This is a genomic window from Paenibacillus rhizoryzae (assembly GCF_059686995.1).
The window spans coordinates 1-20,275 of the sequence record NZ_JCAALT010000017.1 but is presented as its reverse complement, the minus strand read 5'-3'; the positions used below and the strand labels follow the sequence as shown (position 1 = coordinate 20,275).

The 20,275-nt window shown below is 50.2% G+C and carries 22 protein-coding genes and 1 rRNA gene; 1 reads left to right on the top strand and 22 read right to left on the bottom strand.

The annotated features are described in order from the left end of the window. Window positions 1-100: 100 nt before the first annotated feature. The 14 genes from rplK to AC6ESO_RS29015 all read right to left on the bottom strand — a co-directional run bounded on the left by rplK (window position 101) and on the right by AC6ESO_RS29015 (window position 10,998). Complete coding sequence (rplK, locus tag AC6ESO_RS29080; RefSeq protein ID WP_090986357.1) at window positions 101-526, bottom strand: 50S ribosomal protein L11; 426 nt, start codon at window positions 524-526, stop codon at window positions 101-103. A gap of 51 nt (window positions 527-577) precedes the next feature. After that, a complete protein-coding gene (gene nusG / locus AC6ESO_RS29075; RefSeq protein ID WP_090986393.1) occupies window positions 578-1,111 on the bottom strand; it encodes a transcription termination/antitermination protein NusG in 534 nt (177 codons plus the stop codon). A gap of 32 nt (window positions 1,112-1,143) precedes the next feature. Further along, a complete protein-coding gene (gene secE / locus AC6ESO_RS29070; RefSeq protein WP_494822173.1) occupies window positions 1,144-1,353 on the bottom strand; it encodes a preprotein translocase subunit SecE in 210 nt (69 codons plus the stop codon). Between the two features lie 23 nt (window positions 1,354-1,376). Beyond that, on the bottom strand, window positions 1,377-1,526 hold the full coding sequence (gene rpmG / locus AC6ESO_RS29065; protein ID WP_090583192.1) for a 50S ribosomal protein L33: 150 nt from the start codon (window positions 1,524-1,526) through the stop codon (window positions 1,377-1,379). A gap of 332 nt (window positions 1,527-1,858) precedes the next feature. After that, window positions 1,859-2,509, bottom strand: coding sequence for an RNA polymerase sporulation sigma factor SigH (gene sigH, locus AC6ESO_RS29060; RefSeq protein WP_090986361.1), 651 nt, complete (start codon window positions 2,507-2,509; stop codon window positions 1,859-1,861). A gap of 293 nt (window positions 2,510-2,802) precedes the next feature. Further along, complete coding sequence (locus tag AC6ESO_RS29055) at window positions 2,803-3,324, bottom strand: NYN domain-containing protein (protein ID WP_494822171.1); 522 nt, start codon at window positions 3,322-3,324, stop codon at window positions 2,803-2,805. A gap of 3 nt (window positions 3,325-3,327) precedes the next feature. Next, window positions 3,328-4,092 (bottom strand): 23S rRNA (guanosine(2251)-2'-O)-methyltransferase RlmB, encoded by a 765-nt coding sequence (gene rlmB / locus AC6ESO_RS29050; protein ID WP_497094433.1) that lies wholly within the window; start codon window positions 4,090-4,092, stop codon window positions 3,328-3,330. A gap of 32 nt (window positions 4,093-4,124) precedes the next feature. Beyond that, window positions 4,125-4,577, bottom strand: coding sequence for a Mini-ribonuclease 3 (locus AC6ESO_RS29045; protein WP_497094443.1), 453 nt, complete (start codon window positions 4,575-4,577; stop codon window positions 4,125-4,127). Beyond that, on the bottom strand, window positions 4,577-5,980 hold the full coding sequence (gene cysS / locus AC6ESO_RS29040) for a cysteine--tRNA ligase (protein WP_497094432.1): 1,404 nt from the start codon (window positions 5,978-5,980) through the stop codon (window positions 4,577-4,579). The genes AC6ESO_RS29045 and cysS overlap by 1 nt, the downstream gene beginning before the upstream one ends. After that, entirely contained in the window at window positions 5,980-6,645 is a 666-nt protein-coding gene (gene epsC / locus AC6ESO_RS29035) for a serine O-acetyltransferase EpsC (protein ID WP_494822168.1), read from the bottom strand. Before epsC ends, cysS begins: the two co-directional genes overlap by 1 nt. A 447-nt stretch (window positions 6,646-7,092) precedes the next feature. Continuing rightward, on the bottom strand, window positions 7,093-8,550 hold the full coding sequence (gene gltX, locus AC6ESO_RS29030) for a glutamate--tRNA ligase (RefSeq protein WP_497094431.1): 1,458 nt from the start codon (window positions 8,548-8,550) through the stop codon (window positions 7,093-7,095). Window positions 8,551-8,590: 40 nt separating this feature from the next. Continuing rightward, complete coding sequence (gene ispF / locus AC6ESO_RS29025; RefSeq protein ID WP_497094430.1) at window positions 8,591-9,076, bottom strand: 2-C-methyl-D-erythritol 2,4-cyclodiphosphate synthase; 486 nt, start codon at window positions 9,074-9,076, stop codon at window positions 8,591-8,593. Further along, window positions 9,073-9,795, bottom strand: coding sequence for a 2-C-methyl-D-erythritol 4-phosphate cytidylyltransferase (ispD, locus tag AC6ESO_RS29020; RefSeq protein ID WP_497094429.1), 723 nt, complete (start codon window positions 9,793-9,795; stop codon window positions 9,073-9,075). Before ispD ends, ispF begins: the two co-directional genes overlap by 4 nt. A gap of 108 nt (window positions 9,796-9,903) precedes the next feature. After that, on the bottom strand, window positions 9,904-10,998 hold the full coding sequence (locus AC6ESO_RS29015; RefSeq protein ID WP_494822163.1) for a PIN domain-containing protein: 1,095 nt from the start codon (window positions 10,996-10,998) through the stop codon (window positions 9,904-9,906). Window positions 10,999-11,184: 186 nt separating this feature from the next. On the opposite strand from AC6ESO_RS29015, the gene AC6ESO_RS29010 reads away from it, so the two are divergent. Further along, window positions 11,185-11,580: a nucleoside triphosphate pyrophosphohydrolase family protein gene (locus AC6ESO_RS29010; protein WP_494822162.1), complete on the top strand. Its 396-nt coding sequence runs from the start codon at window positions 11,185-11,187 to the stop codon at window positions 11,578-11,580. A 99-nt stretch (window positions 11,581-11,679) separates the two neighbouring features. Here the strand turns inward: AC6ESO_RS29010 and pssA are convergent, their stop codons facing one another. The 8 genes from pssA to rrf all read right to left on the bottom strand — a co-directional run. Further along, window positions 11,680-12,432: a CDP-diacylglycerol--serine O-phosphatidyltransferase gene (gene pssA / locus AC6ESO_RS29005; protein WP_494822161.1), complete on the bottom strand. Its 753-nt coding sequence runs from the start codon at window positions 12,430-12,432 to the stop codon at window positions 11,680-11,682. Window positions 12,433-12,586: 154 nt separating this feature from the next. Continuing rightward, complete coding sequence (gene disA / locus AC6ESO_RS29000) at window positions 12,587-13,663, bottom strand: DNA integrity scanning diadenylate cyclase DisA (RefSeq protein ID WP_494822192.1); 1,077 nt, start codon at window positions 13,661-13,663, stop codon at window positions 12,587-12,589. Window positions 13,664-13,677: 14 nt separating this feature from the next. After that, complete coding sequence (radA, locus tag AC6ESO_RS28995; protein WP_494822160.1) at window positions 13,678-15,045, bottom strand: DNA repair protein RadA; 1,368 nt, start codon at window positions 15,043-15,045, stop codon at window positions 13,678-13,680. 151 nt (window positions 15,046-15,196) lie between these two features. Further along, window positions 15,197-17,662, bottom strand: a complete 2,466-nt coding sequence (clpC, locus tag AC6ESO_RS28990) for an ATP-dependent protease ATP-binding subunit ClpC (protein WP_497094428.1) — start codon at window positions 17,660-17,662, stop codon at window positions 15,197-15,199. A gap of 2 nt (window positions 17,663-17,664) precedes the next feature. Beyond that, a complete protein-coding gene (gene mcsB / locus AC6ESO_RS28985; RefSeq protein ID WP_497094427.1) occupies window positions 17,665-18,741 on the bottom strand; it encodes a protein-arginine kinase McsB in 1,077 nt (358 codons plus the stop codon). 27 nt (window positions 18,742-18,768) lie between these two features. Then, entirely contained in the window at window positions 18,769-19,293 is a 525-nt protein-coding gene (gene mcsA / locus AC6ESO_RS28980; RefSeq protein WP_494822157.1) for a protein-arginine kinase activator protein McsA, read from the bottom strand. Between the two features lie 36 nt (window positions 19,294-19,329). Next, window positions 19,330-19,791, bottom strand: coding sequence for a CtsR family transcriptional regulator (locus AC6ESO_RS28975; protein ID WP_497094426.1), 462 nt, complete (start codon window positions 19,789-19,791; stop codon window positions 19,330-19,332). A 387-nt stretch (window positions 19,792-20,178) separates the two neighbouring features. Beyond that, window positions 20,179-20,275: ribosomal RNA gene (gene rrf, locus AC6ESO_RS28970) — 5S ribosomal RNA — on the bottom strand; the annotation flags it as partial.

Sequence of the window (20,275 nt, the reverse complement as noted above, 5' to 3'; positions counted from 1 at the left end):
AAAATCCTCCCTGCGAAAGGGAGATCCTCCCACCTGAACGAAGCAAAGCTCCGTCAGTCAGACAACGCCATCTGGTGTGTCTTCTGTCAGCCGTTAACGACTAGTCTTCAACTACAACGCCCATGCTGCGCGCAGTACCTTCAACCATGCGCATAGCTGCTTCTACAGAAGCTGCGTTGAGGTCAGGCATTTTTTGTTCAGCGATCTCACGAACGACAGAACGTTTAACCGTCGCAACTTTCTTCTTGTTCGGCTCACCGGAACCTTTAGCAATCTTAGCAGCAACGCGAAGAAGTACTGCAGCCGGCGGCGTTTTCGTTTCGAAAGTAAACGAGCGATCTTCAAAAACAGTGATTACAACTGGGATAATCAAACCAGCTTGATCCGCAGTACGAGCGTTAAACTCTTTACAGAAAGCCATGATGTTAACCCCTGCTTGACCTAGCGCTGGACCGATCGGCGGAGCCGGATTCGCTTTACCCGCTGGAACTTGCAGTTTAACCAACTTGATGACCTTTTTTGCCATGATGAACACCTCCTTGCCGTAATAATCACACGCAAGTCCAAGAAACCGCGATTAGACTTTCTCTACTTGGTTGTAGTCAAGTTCAACCGGCGTTTCTCTTCCGAACATGTTGACATGCACCTTCAGCTTGCTCTTGTCGAGCAGAATTTCTTCCACTGTTCCGACAAAATTAGCGAACGGCCCGACTTTAACACGCACCGTTTCCTTCAAATCGAATTCGATTTTCGGTTTCGGTTCTTCCATGCCCATATGACGCAAAATCTGTTCCACTTCATCAGGCAGAAGCGGCGTAGGTTTTGAACCTGAGCCAGTCGAACCGACAAATCCGGTTACGCCGGGTGTGTTGCGAACGACATACCAGGAATCATCCGTCTGAACCATTTCCACAAGAACATAGCCGGGGTAAACTTTACGCATGACGGTTTTTTTCTTACCGTCCTTGTCCACCACTTCTTCTTCCATAGGAACAAGCACACGGAAGATCTTGTCTTCCATGCCCATAGATTCAACACGTTTCTCCAAGTTCGCTTTTACTTTGTTCTCATACCCTGAATAGGTGTGAACAACATACCATCTTTTCTCCATCGTTTCCATAACAAGCCACCCTTGGCCCCTTCTTAAACAATCAGTTCGACCAATGCGGAAATTCCGATGTCAAGAACCCAGAAGTAAAGTGTCACAGCTATAATCGTAAAGAATACTACGAGTGTATAGCTAGTCAATTCCTTACGGCTTGGCCAGCGGACTTTCTTTAATTCCGCGAAGCTGTCGGTGAAGAAGGAAAAAGTCGACCCGAAGCTTTGCTTCAGCTTAGCTAAAAATGCCACGTCCACCAACCTCCATAATGACCTTATCGAGTTTCGCGATGAGGAGTATGCTCGTTACAATACTTGCAAAACTTCTTCATCTCAATACGGTCGGGGTGATTCCGTTTGTTCTTGCTGGAAGCATAGTTTCTTTGTTTGCAGTTTGTGCAAGCCAACGTAATAATTACCCGCATTGCTGACACCTCCCGAACTTACCATAAATAAATAAAGTGTGAAACGTTGTATGTGAACCCAGCCTGATTTTGATCCCATAATAAAAAAAGACCTATTTAGGGCTACCAAAACACTTTATCACAAGCAATAGGTAGTGTCAACGGGAATCTATTCCTGCACACTTGCTATTCTCGTGCTGCTTGCTCACATATCAGACAGGGCGACAACAACACAAAAAGAGCCGACAACTTCCATTCCGCAGTAAACAGTATGATCAGGACAAGGACAATTCAAACCTCGAAAAGCCCTCCCATTAAAAAAGAGCCGCAGTCGGCTCCCTGGTTTCATCCATTTAGCTACCAATATCACGCAATTCCAAATACCGTTCGAGCTTCCGTTTCACGCGTTGAAGCGCATTATCAATCGATTTCACGTGCCGATCCAAATCAACAGCGATCTCTTGATAGGATCTTCCGTCCAAATAGAGCATAAGCACTTTACGTTCAAGATCACTTAAGATCTCGGACATCTTATCCTCAAGACCGACAAACTCTTCTTGATTGATAATGAGTTCTTCCGGATCCGAAACTCTCGTACCGCAAATGACATCAAGCAGCGTGCGATCCGAATCTTCGTCATAGATTGGCTTGTCCAACGAAACATAAGAATTAAGCGGGATATGCTTCTGACGGGTTGCCGTCTTAATCGCCGTAATGATCTGTCTTGTAATGCACAGTTCAGCAAAGGCTTTGAAAGAAGCTAGCTTATCACCCTTAAAATCTCGAATCGCCTTATAAAGGCCAATCATGCCTTCTTGGACGATATCTTCGCGGTCGGCCCCAATCAAGAAGTAGGAACGCGCTTTGGCACGGACAAAGTTCTTATATTTATTAATTAAATATTCCAGCGCTTCGCTGTCACCCTCGCGAACCGTCTCGACAATGTCTTCGTCCGTTTTGCAGTCATAATCCAGCGTTTTCCATTCTCTGAGGTCGATGCTCACGAACAATCCCTCCGGCTCGAAAGGCGTACAATGCCCAAAACTATCAGTAGCTTAATCTATATACCGGCGCGCAATGTCTTCAAAAACTAGAGCATATAACTTTACTGGAATAAAATTCTAGCACGCACTCTACGTGTAGAAACTTAGACTCAGTATACATTATGTAACCTTCAACAGTCAATGATGATCCCGCTGAAAACATGCTAATTATCTAGCAAAAATGGGAATTCCCACCGATTCCGGAGACATTTTTGTCCTATTAACTCACATGCTAGTAACATATAGTCTAGCGCTTACATTTGGCCTCTGCGCCATTTTTCCAGTTTCATTCGAACATCCGTGCTAATATTCCCATCCAGCTCATTGCGAACCGTTGTTTTCTGCTCGACCTTTCGCTCAATGGCTTTGCGATTTTGCTGAATTTCGATAAGAAGCTCTCGTGCGGATTTCCGAAGAGCGCCTTTGCCGAAAGTGACTGCCTGCTCAGCCATATCAGATGTCGCGACATGAATATTACGGCTTCGAAGCGCTAACTCCGATGCTAGCCGTTCAATACAAGCATCCGCTGTTTCTTTTTCCTTCGTAAACACGACGGTCAGCCTATGCTGTTTGAACGTGGAGCCAACTCCGGGCACTTGATGCGCGTCGAATACTACGATAACCTTCATGCCGGTGAAGCCTTGATAGTCCGCCAGCATTTCCAGAAGCCGATCCCGTGCATCCTCTAAATCCTTATCACCCAAAGCGGACAGAACCGGCCAAGCCCCGATCATATTGTAGCCGTCAACCAGCAGAACGTCATCCCGCCGCTGCATCGCCTACTTGGCGAGGCGCTGCCGCACGACTTCGTACATCAGCACACCTGCTGCAACGGACGCATTTAGTGAATTCAATTGGCCGTTCATCGGAAGCTTGATTAGAAAGTCGCATTTCTCACGAATCAGTCTGCCAATCCCTTTTGCTTCATTGCCAATGACAATAGCAAGCGGCATATCGAACTTCGTAGATGAGGAATAAACATCCTGCTTCGCGCCAACGTCAGCACCCGCTACCCAAATGCCCGCTTCCTTCAGCTTATCGATCGTTTGTGCCATATTCGTAATCCGCGCAACCGGCATGTACTCTACAGCACCGGCGGATGTTTTGGAAACCGTTGCTGTCAGCGAAGCCGAACGCCGCTTCGGAATAATAACACCATGAACGCCGGTACATTCCGCTGTCCGGAGAATGGAGCCCAAGTTATGCGGATCTTCAATTTCATCAAGCAGCAAGAAGAATGGCATTTCGCCGCTCTCTTTAACCCGTGCCAGAAGTTCCTCTATTTCGTAATAACGGTAAGCGGCTGCTTGGGCAACGACACCTTGATGCGGAACGCCTTCGACCATTTGGTCCAGCTTCCGTTTGTCAACGATCTGTACGACAAGCCCCGCTTTCTTCGCTTCCAGCATAATGGGCTGAGCTGCTTTCTGCGCCTGCTCGGCCACCCAAATTTTGTTGATTTCGCGTCCGGAGCGCAGTGCTTCCATTACGGGATGCTTGCCTGCGATCCATTCCTGTGTATCTTCTTCAACCTCGCGCATCATTAACCTCCTTAAATATGTCTCTTCTAGCGCTTCTATTCGTCAAAAGCGATTGCCATCAGCTCACGGAGCCGGCTCACTTTCTTGCCATAATACAAATACCCCATTAAACACTCCAGCGCCGTCGCCTGTTGGTAGTCGGCCGGATCCGCATTCTTCGGCGAAGTGCCTGACTTGGCGTTACGTCCCCGCCGTACAACATCCGCTTCTTCCTCCGTCAGAATCGGCTGCCATTTCTCCAGCAGTATACGCTGCGCTTTAGCCGAAACGAACTGCGTCGCCTGACGGTGAAGATGATGCAGCTTCTGATTAGGCTGCGATATGAGATATTGACGTACAATCATCTCGAACACCGCATCGCCAATATAAGCCAATACGATGGGATTCATTAAATGGACCGGTTTGTTCGGGGAGTGAAACCACAACCCGTCTTCTAGGCTCAAACCGATCCCGCCGCTTCCTCCGACATCCATACTTCCGTTGTCCATCATTTCCGCCGCCACCGGATACCTTGCGGCGTATCCTCAAGCACAATCCCGAGCGCGGACAGCTGGTCGCGAATTTCATCGGCCCGCTTCCAATCCTTATTTGTCCGAGCCTCCGTTCGCTGCACGATGAGTGCATCAATGTCGGCATCGAGCAATTCTTCTTCCGCTTCCAGCAGTCCCAATACACGGTCAAAATCTTGGAATGCTGCGAGCAGCAGTTCAAGCTCCTCTGCCGAAACAACCGCACGCTGCAGAAGCAGATTTGCTTCGCTAACCAGCTCGAACATTGCGGTAATCGCATCCGGCGTGTTGAAGTCATCGTCCATCTTCGCATTAAACTGTTCGCGAATCGCAGCGATTCGTTCTTTAAGCTGTTCAAGCGCCGCACCGTCCGGTTCGCTCACGGCAACAGAAAGACGGTGCTTCACATTCGAAACGGAGTTCAAGATCCGCTCAACGCTGTTCTCTGCTTGCGCAATCGTCTCATCGCTGAAATTAAGCGGGCTTCTATAATGGGCCGACAACATAAAGTAGCGGATTACAGCTGGTTTAATGCGAGTAAGCATCTCCTGCACCGTGATCCCGTTGCCGAGTGACTTGGACATTTTCTCATTGTTGATGTTGATGTAGCCATTATGCATCCAATAGTTCGCGAGCGGCTTACCTGTTACGGACTCTGACTGTGCAATTTCACATTCGTGGTGCGGGAACTGCAGATCATGGCCACCGCCGTGAATATCCAGCGTATCGCCTAGATATTTGCGCGCCATCGCGGAGCACTCAATATGCCAGCCCGGGCGTCCTGCTCCCCATGGGCTATCCCATTTGATTTCTCCAGGCTTCGCGGCTTTCCATAGTACAAAGTCTTGACCGCTTTCTTTACGCTCATCCACGCCAATCCGAATTCCCAGCTGCAGCTCATCCATATTCTGATGGGACAGCTTGCCGTAGTCGGGGAAGGTGCTCGTGCGGAAGAATACATCGCCGCCGTTCTCATACGCATGGCCGCCATCCACGAGCGCCGCAATGAAAGCAATGATCTCATCCATATGATCGGTAACACGCGGATTAAGCGTAGCCTGGTGGATACCGAGTCCCTTGATGTTCTCATTAAACGCATGAATAAACCGCTCTGCCACTTCAGGAACTGTGGTGCCCAACTGCTCGGCTTTACGAATCAGCTTATCGTCCACATCCGTAAAGTTCACAACGTAATTGACTTCGTAAGCAGCCGACTCCAAATAACGACGCACGACATCGAAGAAAATCGCCGGACGGGCATTCCCGATATGAATGTAATCATAAACCGTTGGTCCGCACACGTACATTTTGACTTTGCCGGGCTCCAGCGATTGAAAGATTTCCTTCTCACGTGTCAGTGTATTATATATACGCAAGCTCATTATCTCGTTTCTCCTCCAGCAACTGGCTGTTTGCGTCTTTCTCGCTCCAGCTCTACTCTTAATTCAGACACTTCTTTCTGCATCGCCCGCAGCATCTCAATGACGGGATCCGGAAGCTGGGTATGATCAAGACGATCACCTACTCGTGTGCCATTGCGTTTAATGACTCTGCCAGGGATCCCGACTACTGTGCTGTTCGACGGAACTTCCCGCAGCACGACGGAATTGGCACCTATATTCACATTGTCTCCAACCTTGAAGGAGCCTAGAACCTTAGCCCCTGAAGCGATAACGACATTGTTACCGATGGTCGGATGGCGTTTCCCTCTTTCCTTACCGGTCCCGCCGAGCGTAACCCCTTGATAAATGACCACATTATTGCCGATTTCGCAGGTCTCCCCGATGACGACACCCATGCCGTGGTCAATAAACAGCTTTTCTCCGATTGTCGCACCCGGATGGATTTCAATGCCTGTAAAAAATCGGCTCGTCTGCGAGATGACGCGGGCAAGTGTATACCACCTGCGTTTGAAGAGCGCATGTGCGATTCGGTGCGACCATATCGCATGAAGACCTGAATAAGTGAACACGACTTCCAGCTTATTGCGGGCAGCAGGATCATTCTCTAGTATGGTCTCAATATCAGACGCCAAGCTTCGAAACATCGAAATTCCCCCTCTCCGGTATCGACAATAATACAAAAAGCCCCCGCAGCCCAAAGGCTGCAGAGGCGTGTTAACGCGGTCCCACTCTGCATCGGAACGATTGTATTTCTTACTATCGCCCGTCTTATATAGTCCGTAACGAGGACCTATCGTCATCACCCACCCTGCCGATAACGGCAGCTCGGAGATGCGGCTCCCAGGCGCAACGTTTATTCCCAAGAATAAGCGACTCACACCCAGTCATTCGAACACCGCTATACGAACTGTATCTGCGGCTCCGTTTGAAGGTCGCCCTCTCTGGTAATCTTGTACTGAATAAACAATCCTGTTCAAAGCCTTATCGTTCCTAAATTAATTCAAGTATAGCCGAGGACTCCCCAACTGGCAAGTAGTCAAACGCCCATCATGCGCAGTCTATGGAAGATTTCAATAGGCCACAGACACTGTTTAGCCCAGTCGGCCCTGCAAACGCTGTTCAACCTTTGTTTGACCCAGTAAAGCAATCGTCTGATTCAAATCCGGCCCATGCGTTTGCCCCGTCAGAGCGGCACGAATCGGCATGAAGAGCTGTTTGCCCTTGAAGCCTGTTGCTTGCTGGACCGCTTTGATGGCTGCTTTGATTCCATCTACATCAAAGGCTTCCAACGCTTTCACTTGCTCCAAGAAGGCTTGCAAAACAACCGGCACCTGCTCCTCCGCCAGGACTGTCTTTGCTTCATCCTCATCTGCCGCTTCCGGCAAGAAGAAGAGTTCGGTAAGCGGTACAATATCCGCTGCAAACCGCAGCTTATCCTGGTAGAGGGCAACCAGATCGCGTGCCCAATCATGCTGGCTTGCGCTGAGCGCCTCAGGCAGGCGTCCCGCTTCTTGAAGATGCGGAATACACAGCTCCACAATGCGTGGAACGTCTGATTTCTTCATGTACTCATTATTCATCCAGCTCAGCTTGTTCGTATCGAACACGGCAGGGCTTTTGCTTAAGCGGTTAGCTGTAAAGACCGAAACTAACTCCTCGCGCGTGAACATCTCCTGCTCGCCTTCAGGTGACCAGCCAAGCAAGGTAATAAAGTTGAACATGGCTTCAGGCAAATAACCAAGCTTATCGTATTGCTCGATAAACTGGATAATGGACTCATCGCGTTTGCTCAGCTTCTTACGGTTCTCATTGACGATCAGCGTCATATGACCGAATACCGGCGGCTCCCAACCGAATGCTTCATAAATCATCAGCTGACGCGGTGTGTTGGAGATATGATCCTCACCACGCAGGACATGGCTGATCGCCATCAGATGGTCATCCAATGCAACAGCGAAATTGTACGTTGGAATGCCGTCCTTCTTCACGATTACGAAATCACCGATACCGTCGGCTTCGAAAGTGATTTGACCTTTCACCAGATCGTTAAACGTATAGGTCCGGTTCTCCGGTACACGGAAACGAATGCTTGGAATGCGCCCTTCCGCTTCGAAAGCTGTACGCTGCTCATCCGTCAAGCTGCGGTGCTTGCCGGAATAACGAGGCATTTCGCCGCGTGCTGTCTGCTCTTCCCGCTCCTGCTCCAGCTCTTCCTCCGTGCAGTAACACTTGTAAGCAAGACCCTTGTCGAGCAGCTCTTGCCAATACACGCGGTACAGATCAAGACGCTCCGTTTGGCGGTATGGACCATATCCTCCGCCAACGTCGATGCTTTCATCCCAATCGATCCCGAGCCACTTCAAATAGGTGAGCTGGTTTTCTTCGCCGCCCGCCACATTGCGTTTCACGTCGGTATCTTCGATCCGTATAATGAATTTGCCGCCTAAATTACGCGCAAACAGATAGTTGAATAAGGCCGTTCTGGCGTTGCCGATATGTAAATGACCTGTAGGTGACGGTGCATACCGTACCCTGATTTGTTCTGACATCTTGTTTAACTCCTCCCGGGCAAACTATTGTATTGCAGAATCATAGCACAACTTTTACAAGGCAGACAACCGATTGCGCGGCGATCCCTTCGCCGCGTCCGGCGAATCCAAGCTGCTCCGTCGTGGTTGCTTTCACATTCACTTGCGAGAGCTCCTCTGCTTCCAGCGCCCCAGCAATAATTTCAACCATCTGCGGGATGTAAGGCAGCATTTTGGGACGTTGGGCAATGATCGTCGAATCGATATTGCCAAGCTTATAACCGCGCTCTTTCACCAATCCCCAAATATGCTGAAGCAGCTTCAAGCTGTCGGCATCCTTAAACGCCGGATCGGTATCCGGAAAATGCTTCCCGATATCGCCAAGGCCCAGCGCCCCCAGCACAGCATCGCTGATCGCATGCAGCAGCACATCGGCATCGGAATGCCCCAGAAGCCCGCGCTCATGAGGAATTGTAACGCCTCCAATGATACAAGGCCTTCCCTCCACCAATTGATGCACATCAAACCCTTGTCCTACTCGAATCATGAATCCGAACCCCTCTCCCGCTCTCGGTTTGCCAACAGAAATTCCGCGTAAGGCAAATCCTCCGGTGTTGTAATCTTAATATTCGTATAATCGCCTTCGGCAACAGATACCGTCACGCCTAATCGTTCCACGGTCATCGCGTCATCGGTGCCGAGAAACTGATCCGCAGCCGCTTGATCAAGCGCCTGCTGCAGCAAGGAACGACGAAAAGCCTGCGGCGTTTGAATCGCCCACAAGCTTCGCCGATCCGGAGTCGCCGTAATGGCGCCGGTTTCATTCACTTGCTTAATTGTATCTTTAACAGGTACGGCAAGCACAGCTGCTTCCGTCTGAAGAGCTTTACGCATACATGACCGCACTGCAAGCTCGGTCACAAACGGCCGGACGCCGTCATGAACCATGACCCAATCGACCGATTCGCTAAGAGCCGCAAGCCCAAGATGAACCGAATGCTGACGCTCGCTTCCGCCCGCTGCCACCTGCTTCACTTTGTGAAGGCCAAATTCCGTTACGAATTCCCGGCAACGGTCCACATCCTGCTGACCGACGATAAGCGCCACTTCCGCAATGTCATCCATGGCTTGAAATCGTTCCAGGGTATGAACCAGAATAGGCTTGTCCCGCAAGAGCAAATATTGTTTGCTCTCCGCTGTTCCCATTCTGGTTCCGCGGCCCGCCGCCACAACGACGACGCCCCATTTTGCACCTGCTGCTTCCATGCCTTCCAACCGCCCCGCGTGTATACTTCATACTCAGCTAAATGCTGCATGTCCAATCTTCCGATGGAGTACACGCAAACCAATTAGCCTAGCACCTATCATACCGCGTTACAGCGCTTTTTCCAACAATTTCGGCTTCGCGAAAATCATTCGGCCCGCAGAGGTTTGCAGCACGCTCGTCACGAGCACCTCCATCGTTGTTCCGATGTAGTCTCTGCCGCCTTCTACAACGATCATCGTGCCGTCATCCAGATACGCGACCCCTTGGCCATGTTCTTTGCCATCTTTGATGACTTGAACGACAATTTCTTCGCCTGGGAGAACGACCGGCTTCACTGCATTGGCAAGGTCATTAATATTTAACACCGATACGCCTTGCAGCTCGCACACTTTGTTCAGGTTGAAGTCATTCGTGACGACTTTGCCATGCAGCACTTTCGCCAGCTTCACGAGCTTGCTGTCCACTTCGCCCTCTTCGGCTTCACCTTCGTAGATCAGCACTTTCACATCGAGCTCTTTTTGAATCTTGTTCAAAATATCGAGCCCTCTGCGCCCTCTGTTACGTTTGAGCAAATCCGACGAATCCGCAATGTGCTGCAGCTCTTCAAGCACAAACTCCGGAATGACCAGTGTGCCTTCAATAAAACCGGTTTTGCAAATGTCTGCAATTCGGCCATCGATGATCACACTCGTATCCAGAATTTTATGCTCCTCATAGCTGCTTTCCTCTTCCACTCGAGCCGCGTTGCTGCGACGCTCGAACAGTCCTCTCAGGCTTTCAGCAAATTCCTCCCGTTTGTTTAACCCGATCCGCAGTCCTGCATACCCTAAGAACAACGTCAGTAGTAGAGGAATGAATAGGCCTGCTCCCGATAAACCGGATAAAACCGGATACAATAGCGCTGACAGTGCAAGCCCGCCAATTAGTCCGCTGCCGCCCGCTACCAGTTCTCCTGTCGGAATGGCCGACGCCCGCTCCGCTCCTTGCCGCATCCATTTCAGGATGGAGCCTGCCAATACCGTTGCTGCTGCAAGGCCGCATAACGCGCCAATGCCGACGTTCATGTAATAGCTTCCTGAATGCTGCATAAGACCGGTTGACGATTCCGCCCAGCTCACACTGCCGTTTAGGGAGCTGTTCATTTGAGCGCCCAGAAATCCGCCGAACAATAGACCAATCAGTTGAATCATTCGTTTCATCATATAAATCCACCTCCATTACAATTATGTTCCAATTATGGTTACGTTAATCGCCTACCCGAGCGAAAGCATTAGAATTTATTAACCTGGCACGAAAAGAGGACAAAAAGTAGAAATCCATTTTGAAATGCACCGCGGGGAGGCTTATAATAAAAGAAAGCAATCCATTCCTGAAATGAGGTGGAATCGATGAACGCACCAACACTGGAGCAATTTCAGCAGCAGGTCTCTGAACTGCTGTTGCGACATCGCAGCCTGCTAGACGTCATGTCGAAGTATGGCCAGTCCGGCGCTTCCGTTAATCGGGCAGTTGCCAAATCCGTTACGGAATGCGGATGTATCGAGTTAAATGCACGGAAGCAGCAGTTTGCGGATGACTTTAACCTCGAGCAAGCCAAAACAAAGCTGCATCATCACATTTCAGGTGAACTCTGCGAACACTGCAAAGAAGCGATTCAGAACGAGCTCGGACGAAACTTGTTCTACATGTCTGCGATGGCGAATTTGCTCGACATTCAACTCGAAGACGTCATTGAACGCGAATCCGATAAATGCAGTACGCTCGGCTTATTCAATCTTACTTAGTCTTTACCCATCGGTTAGCATAATCAGCGGTAAACGCAAGAAAGACCGCCTTGTACATCCCCTTAGGGGACAGACAAGGCGGTCTTTCTTATTAGCGGCTTATGCGCTATGTTCGCTGTGAACCGCTTCTTCTTGGCGCTGGCTTTCCATTAAACGCTTGCGTTTCCTGCTTGGGAGACGGCGATCAACGTTTTTTTTTAGGCCGTACAGCGCGTAGAGAACCAGCGGAACGAATAGGATCTTCGATAGATGATGCGGGAACAAGATACCGAGCACCACGGAGACCGCCACAATAATCGGTACGACCCAAATCGCATTCTTCGGAATGCCGAGCTTCTTAAAGTTCGGGTAACGAACGGTACTTACCATCAGGAACGACAGGACAAGTGTGCTTGCCATCAAGACGGATACAGCAATATCTTGGTGGAACAACGCCAATGTGGCAAGTACGCCGCCAGCGGCCGGAATCGGCAAGCCGATGAAATAGCCGGGCATACCGGAGATGACGTTGAATCTCGCAAGTCTCAATGCTCCGCAAATCGGGAACAAAGCTGTAATAATCCAAGCCGGAGCCGGAGTGAGTTCTTGGAAAGCAACACTATACATAATAAAAGCAGGTGCAACTCCAAAAGAAATTACATCCGACAGTGAATCTAATTCTTTACCAAATTCGCTTTGAGCGTTAAGTGCGCGGGCGACTCGGCCGTCCACGCCATCCATCAGCATTGCGATAATAACCATCATCGCAGCTACCTCAGGCTTCGCATTCTCAGGAAATATGAGAATAATGGCGACAATACCCAGGAATAAATTCGCCACTGTAAAAAGACTCGGTATTGACTTCGTAATCATTTGCTCCACCTCATCTTTACTATGCCCTAAAACCGCAATTTGCAGTATAGCAGGCAAACTGAGAAAATAACTTCCACCAGAAGTTTAAGGGGTGCAATACGGCTAATTGTCAGTTGTAACCAGCGTCCGTCTGCATTCCCTCATTGTATGGGATTTAAATTTGTCTGTCAATGAACATCTGCTCTTGGATCCGCTTTAAGCCTTCCTTGATCGCACGTGCCCTGACCTCGCCAATGCCGTCCACCGAGTCCAATTCCTCAATCGTTGCCATCAAGATATGAGGCAGATATCCGAATCGTTCCACAAGGTTGTTCATGATAACTTGCGGCAGTCTCGGAATCCGGCTTAACAGACGATAACCGCGCGGAGCAACCATTTCTTCTGATGCTGCGCTTAGTCCGCTATAGCCGAGCAATTTCATAATTTGCCCCAGCTCCAGCAGCTCTTCGGAATTCAGCTTGCGGATGCTTGCACGGATTTCGCGAATACGGTCCTCGTTCGGATCCTTCACATAATCCTTCAGCAAGAACCAGGCTTCCTCTTCAACGCCGCCGACAAGCTCTTCCATTTGCATGCTGATGAGACGGCCTTCCGTACCGAGCTCATTGACATAACGTTTAATTTCCATTTTGACACGGATGACCATCTCTACCCGCTTGATAACATGGGCAACCTCCTGCAAGGTGACCATTTCTTCAAACTCCAGTGCGGATAGATTCGTAAACGACTGGTTCAGCACCACTTTGTATTTTTCAAGCGTTTGAATCGCCTGATTGGCTTTGGTCAGGATTACGCCCATTTCCTTGAGGGAATACCTAAACTGGCCTTGATAAAGTGTAATAACATTTCGCCGCTGCGAGATGGATACAACCAGCTTGCCGGTTTGCTTCGCCACGCGCTCCGCAGTACGGTGCCGAATTCCTGTCTCACTGGAGGAGATGGAACTGTCAGGAATCAGCTGGGTATTGGCATATAGAATACGTTTGCGATCTTCGCTTAGTATAATGGCGCCATCCATTTTGGCCAGCTCGTATAAATAGTTCGGGGAAAAATCGCAATTGATGGAGAAGCCGCCGTCTACGACTTCCATCACTTCCGGACTGTAGCCGACGACGATGAGCGCCCCGGTCTTAGCTCGCAGCACATTATCGAGGCCTTCCCGGAACGCCATGCCCGGTGCGACCATCTGGAGCAGCTGATTGACCATTTCTGCTTGGTTTGACTCTTTCATCATTTCTCCCCCCTCTATCCGAATGCCTTGGACAGCGCATCTGCAACCGTCTCAACACCGATGATTTCTATGCCGGCAGGCGGGGTCCAGCCCTTCAAACTCTTCTGAGGCATAATGACCCGCTTAAATCCCAGTTTCTGTGCTTCTTTTACTCGCTGTTCGGCGCGGGATACGCCCCGCACTTCTCCCGTTAATCCAATTTCTCCGAAGAATACGTCGAACGGTCTAGTCGGCGCATCGCGGAAGCTCGATGCAATACTGACTGCAGCTGCCAGATCTACAGCAGGCTCATCGAGCCGGATGCCCCCGGCTACATTGAGGTAAACATCCTGCGTTTGCAAGAACATGCCCATTCGTTTCTCCAGCACCGCAACAATCAAGGTCATCCTGTTGTGGTCAATACCCGTTGCCATCCTGCGCGGCGAGGGGAAGTTCGTTGACGCGACAAGCGCCTGAAGCTCGACAAGCACCGGCCTTGTACCTTCCATGCTAGCCACGACGGTGGAACCGGATACCCCAAGCGGACGTTCCGATAAGAACAGCTCGGACGGATTACTGACCTCGCGCAGCCCTTCCTCGACCATTTCAAAAATTCCGATTTCATTGGTAGAACCGAACCGATTCTTAACGGCCCTAAGCAATCGGTACGAATGATGCCGTTCGCCTTCAAAGTAGAGCACACAGTCAACCATATGCTCGAGCATTCGCGGACCTGCAATGGCGCCTTCCTTCGTAACGTGGCCAACCAATACGGTTGCAATGCCCTTGATCTTCGCAACCCGCATGAAGTGAGCCGTACATTCCCGTACTTGCGAAACACTGCCCGGCGCAGATTCTACTCTGGGGTCATACACCGTCTGAATGGAATCGATGACGAGAAAATCCGGCTGAACCGATTCAATCGCATCATTGATCTGCTCCATGTTCGTTTCGCAGAGTACATACAACGTATCAGACAGCGCGCCAAGACGGTCGGCCCGCAATCGTGTCTGACGTACAGATTCCTCTCCTGAAATATAGAGCACAGTCAGCTTCTTCGATGCCAGCGCATGGGAAGTTTGCAGCAGCAATGTCGATTTGCCGATACCCGGATCCCCACCGACCAGAATAAGCGAGCCCGGCACAACGCCTCCGCCCAGCACGCGATTGAGTTCCTGATTGGTTGTCTCGATCCGTTTTTCCTGACCACTTTCTATATGTATGATGGGACGCGGCTTTTCTTTCGTCTGAATGAGCGTCGAGCCCATTCCTTGCGTCTTGACAACCGTTTCCTTCTCTTCCACCATCGTATTCCACTGCCCGCAGCCCGGGCATTTCCCCATCCATTTGGGTGACTCTGTTCCGCATTCGGTGCATGCGAACTTAACTTTAAGTTTTGCCATGTGCAGCTCCTTATGCAAAAGACGTATCATTCAAAGTTTACCATTTAAAGCCCGCCGATAACAATTCTTATCCGCAGCTGATCTCATTGTTTCACAAAAAAACCCTTTACTCCTCCGCCTTAGGCAGTAGAGTAAAGGGTTTTGTGTGATTTTATTTCGTCGCAGGCTCTTCCGCGGCAGGAACGTGGTTGCTGTCACGGTGTGTAACCGTAAGCTCTCCGTCCTTCTCGTCGATGATCAAATGATGACCCTTCGCGATTTTGCCGAGCAGCAGATCCTCTGACAGACGATCCTCGATATGCTTCTGGATCGCTCTGCGCAGCGGACGCGCGCCGTACTGCGGATCGAAGCCTTCTTTCGCCAGGAATTCTTTCGCCGTATCCGTCAGCTCGAAGTCGACTTCCTGCTCGCGCAGACGTTTGCGAAGCTCTTCGGACATCAGCGTCACGATTTGAGCGATATGCTCCTTCTCGAGAGAATGGAACACGATCGTTTCATCGATCCGGTTCAGGAACTCAGGGCGGAAGCTCTTCTTCAGCTCTGCCAATACCTTATCTTTCATGATGTTAAAGTCGCGCCCCGCATCCTGTGCGGCCGTAAAGCCGAGGGAGGAATTGCGTTTGATTTGATCAGCGCCTACGTTGGACGTCATGATAATAAGGGTGTTGCGGAAGTCGACTACGCGGCCTTTGGAGTCCGTGAGACGACCGTCTTCAAGCACTTGAAGCAGAATATTAAACACTTCCGGATGTGCTTTCTCGATTTCATCAAGCAGCACGACCGAATATGGCTTGCGGCGAACCTTCTCGGTCAATTGACCGCCTTCTTCATAGCCGACATATCCCGGAGGTGCGCCGACCAATCTGGAAGTGGAGTGTTTCTCCATGTATTCCGACATGTCGATGCGGATGACCGCATTCTCATCGCCGAACATCGCTTCAGCAAGGGCACGTGCCAATTCGGTTTTACCAACCCCGGTAGGGCCGAGGAAGATGAAGGAGCCCATTGGGCGCTTCGGATCTTTCAGACCTGCACGCGCTCTGCGGATGGCACGAGATACGGCTTTCACCGCTTCGCTTTGTCCGATAACACGGTCATGAAGAATATCTTCCATCTTGAGCAGGCGCTGTGTTTCTTCCTCAGCAAGTTTGGAAACCGGAATACCGGTCCAGCTTGCAACGATCTGAGCGATATCGTCAGGCGTTACTTCGGAATCCGTACGGCCTTGTTTTTCTTTCCACAGGTTCTTCGTCACATCGAGCTCTTCACGGATCTTCTGCTCGGTGTCGCGAAGCGCTGCTGCTTTCTCAAACTCTTGGCTTTGAACCGCGGAATCCTTCTCCTTACGGATGTCCTCCAGGCGATTCTCCAGTTGTTTGAGGTTAGGCGGTACGGTGTACGATTTCAAGCGTACTTTGGAGCTCGCTTCATCGATAAGGTCGATCGCCTTATCCGGGAGGAAACGATCTGTGATGTAGCGATCGGACAGCTTAACGGCTTGCTCGATAGCTTCATCTGTAATTTTCACGCGGTGATGCGCTTCGTAACGATCACGCAAGCCGTGAAGGATTTGAATCGCTTCCTCCGGCGACGGCTGATCCACCGTAATCGGTTGGAAACGGCGCTCCAGAGCAGCATCTTTCTCGATATATTTGCGATATTCGTCAAGGGTTGTTGCACCGATACATTGCAGCTCGCCGCGTGCTAGAGCAGGCTTAAGAATGTTCGATGCATCAATTGCACCTTCCGCTCCCCCCGCACCGATCAGCGTATGCAGCTCATCGATGAACAGGACGATGTTGCCGGCTTGACGAATTTCGTCCATGATTTTCTTCAAACGGTCCTCGAACTCACCGCGATACTTCGTACCTGCAACGACAGAGCCCATATCGAGCGTCATGACGCGTTTATCGCGAAGGGTTTCCGGAATTTCGCCCGCGATAATTTTCTGAGCCAAACCTTCCGCGATAGCCGTCTTACCAACGCCCGGCTCACCGATCAGAACAGGATTGTTCTTCGTTCTGCGGCTCAGCACTTGAATAACGCGTTCGATTTCCTTGCTCCGGCCGATAACCGGATCCAAATTACCGTCTTTGGCATAGGCCGTCAAATCACGAGCCAGACCATCCAGTGTTGGCGTGCTTACATTTGTCGGTGCCCCGTGATTGCTTGAAACGGCTTCACTGCTGCCCAGAAGCTGCAGCACTTGCTGGCGTGCTTTATTTAAACTGATGCCAAGGTTGTTCAGCACGCGGGCCGCAACGCCTTCCCCTTCACGGATGAGACCGAGCAAGATATGCTCTGTGCCCACATACGTATGACCAAGCTTACGTGCTTCATCCATCGAAAGCTCGATTACCTTCTTGGCACGTGGTGTGTACGCAATATTGGTAGGTTGTTCTTGACCGCGTCCGATCAGCGTCTCCACTTCATCTTGAATTTTCTCAAGGCTGAGGCCAAGACCGATCAGTGCTTTCGCTGCGATTCCTTCCCCTTCTCGGTTCAGCCCGAGCAAAATATGCTCCGTGCCGATATTGTTATGACCGAGACGAACCGCTTCTTCCTGCGCCAGTGCGAGCACCTTCTGTGCCCGTTCGGTAAATCTTCCAAACATCATGTTCATACACCCCCATGATCGGATTCACTTTGTAAATGACTTCGTATAAGTTCCGCTCGCCGAATATCCCGCTGTTCAGGCGTCATTTTCTCATGGAACACCTGTTGGAGGAATCCCGGCTGCGTTAATACCATCATTTCATTCATTACCTGCGGTGAGACATTTCGAATCAATCCCAAATCGATGCCTAAACGGACATCGGACAGCCTTTGCGAAGCTTCCTTGGTATCCATGATCATCGCATGCGACAGAATTCCATAGGACCGATAAACCCGATCCTCCAGACGGACGCGCGATTCTTCCAGCAAACGCTGGCGAGCTGCCCGTTCGTGCTCAATAATTTGCCGAGCCACACTGTGCAGGTTCTCGATGATTTCCCCTTCGGATTGACCAAGCGTAATTTGATTCGAAATTTGAAATAAGTTTCCGAGCGCTTCGCTGCCTTCGCCGTAAATCCCCCGAACTGCCAGCCCCACTTGAGTGACGGCCGATAAAATGCGGTTGATCTGCTGCGAAAGCACAAGCCCCGGAAGATGCATCATGACCGATGAGCGAATTCCTGTTCCAACGTTAGTCGGACAGCTTGTTAAATATCCCCTGCGCTCGTCATATGCATAATTGGTCACTTCTTCAAAAATATCGTCAATGCGATTCGCCAGTCCCCATGCTTCCTTAACCTGAAAACCGGGATACAGACATTGAATGCGCAAATGATCCTCTTCATTCACCATAATACTAACGGATTCATTCTCGCTTAGCAGTACTGCGCCGCTGCGTGACTCGTTGGCCAAATTCGGACTAATGAGATGCTTCTCGACAAGTACTCTGCGCTCAAGCTCGTTTAGCTGGGAGAGCTTGATGGTTTCGAATTCGCCGAGCTCGCTCAGTTGGCCCGTTACAGCCACACTTGTAAGCTGTTCCATCACTTCGTTTGCCTGCTCTGATGTGGCAAGCATCGGAAACGGATGACTCGATAAATTGCGAGCAATTCGGATGCGGCTGCTGATAACAACATCTGTATCAGGACCATTTCCCTTCATCCAGTCGCTCAGCGCTTCATCTACATAACGCTTCGACATCCTTCAGAATCACCTTCCTAACCGTGCCTAAACATCGGCTATATTGCGCTCCAGTTCCCGAATCCGATCCCGGATTTGGGCTGCGTCCTCGAACTCTTCCTGTTCGATACGCATGTGCAAATCCCTTCTCAGCTGTTCAATTTCACGCTTCACCTGGATTTGAACACCTGTTCGCTTTGGAATTTTACCTACGTGAGTTGTATTGCCATGCACCCGTTTAAAAATAGGGTCCAGTTTGCTGCCAAATTGGATATAACAATTGCTGCAGCCGAATCGGCCCATCTTACTAAATTGTGTATAGGTCAGTCCGCAGTGCTCACAGCGCAGCTGCTGCTGTGGCTTGGCGCCAAGTGTATTCATGCTCCCGGCAGGCTCGAAGTCGAGCAAACCGGATAGCAAGCTGTGGATAGAGAATCCGTTTGCCGTACCCGGAATTCCTTCTCCCCGCTCTCGCGCGCATGTTTCACAGATATGAAACTCTGTCTTCTCGCCATTCACAATTTTCGTAAAATGAAGCGTAGCCGGCTTCTTGTCACATTCCTGACAAAGCATTCCGCACTATCCCTCCTCATACAAGGCTTGCGCAGCTTACTTAACGAGCAGTGTGATCAACATCGCCCTCAACAGCCTAGCCCGAATTTCATCCCGCAGCGGCAGCTTTACAGCGATGGAATCACGGGATATCGCGGCGCGAAGTAAATTGGCTTCCCGCCTGGATATGAGCTTCCCTTCCTCCAGCTGATATACGATGCCTTCTGCCGTGTCCTGATCCACTTGCTCGCCGATGGTTTGGGCAAGATGCTCTTGAAGGGCCGACAGCGTGGGCAGCTCTACACGTTGAATGCGGATATAACCGCCTCCGCCACGTTTGCTTTCCACAAAATAGCCTTTCTCCAGCGTGAACCTTGTACTGATTACGTAATTGATTTGCGACGGCACACATGAGAAGCGGTCCGCCAGATCATTACGCTGAAGCTCTACAGCACCACCGGGGCTTTCTTTAAGCATATGCTTGAGGTACTGCTCGATGAGATCGGAAATGTTGCGCATTTCGCCAACCTCCCTAAGTTGCCCATACATCTACTCGGCGACTTGTATAGCCAAGAAAACTAAATCGTCAAAGTTTTTAGTCAAATTGACTTTGACTTTCTTTGACTTTAACTTTATTATACGCAAAATTGCCAAAAGGTCAAGCGGATTGCCACCACTGCGTATCCTTACTAGCTTGGGCGGATCGCGCCTATTTATACGTTGCCCGTTCGCTTATCCACAACAATCGAGGGATGATCTGAATAACAATATATGTGCACGATACGCAAAAAGATTTATCAACATGTAAATAACCTTTTTCCGTTCATGCACACCATACACAGCTTTATACACAGTAGTGGACAAACAACAAAAAACCGACCATATCAGATATGGTCGGTTCATCGTGCTTGGCAACGTCCTACTCTCCCAGGACCCTGCGGTCCAAGTACCATCGGCGCTGGAGGGCTTAACGGTCGTGTTCGGGATGGGTACGCGTGGTTCC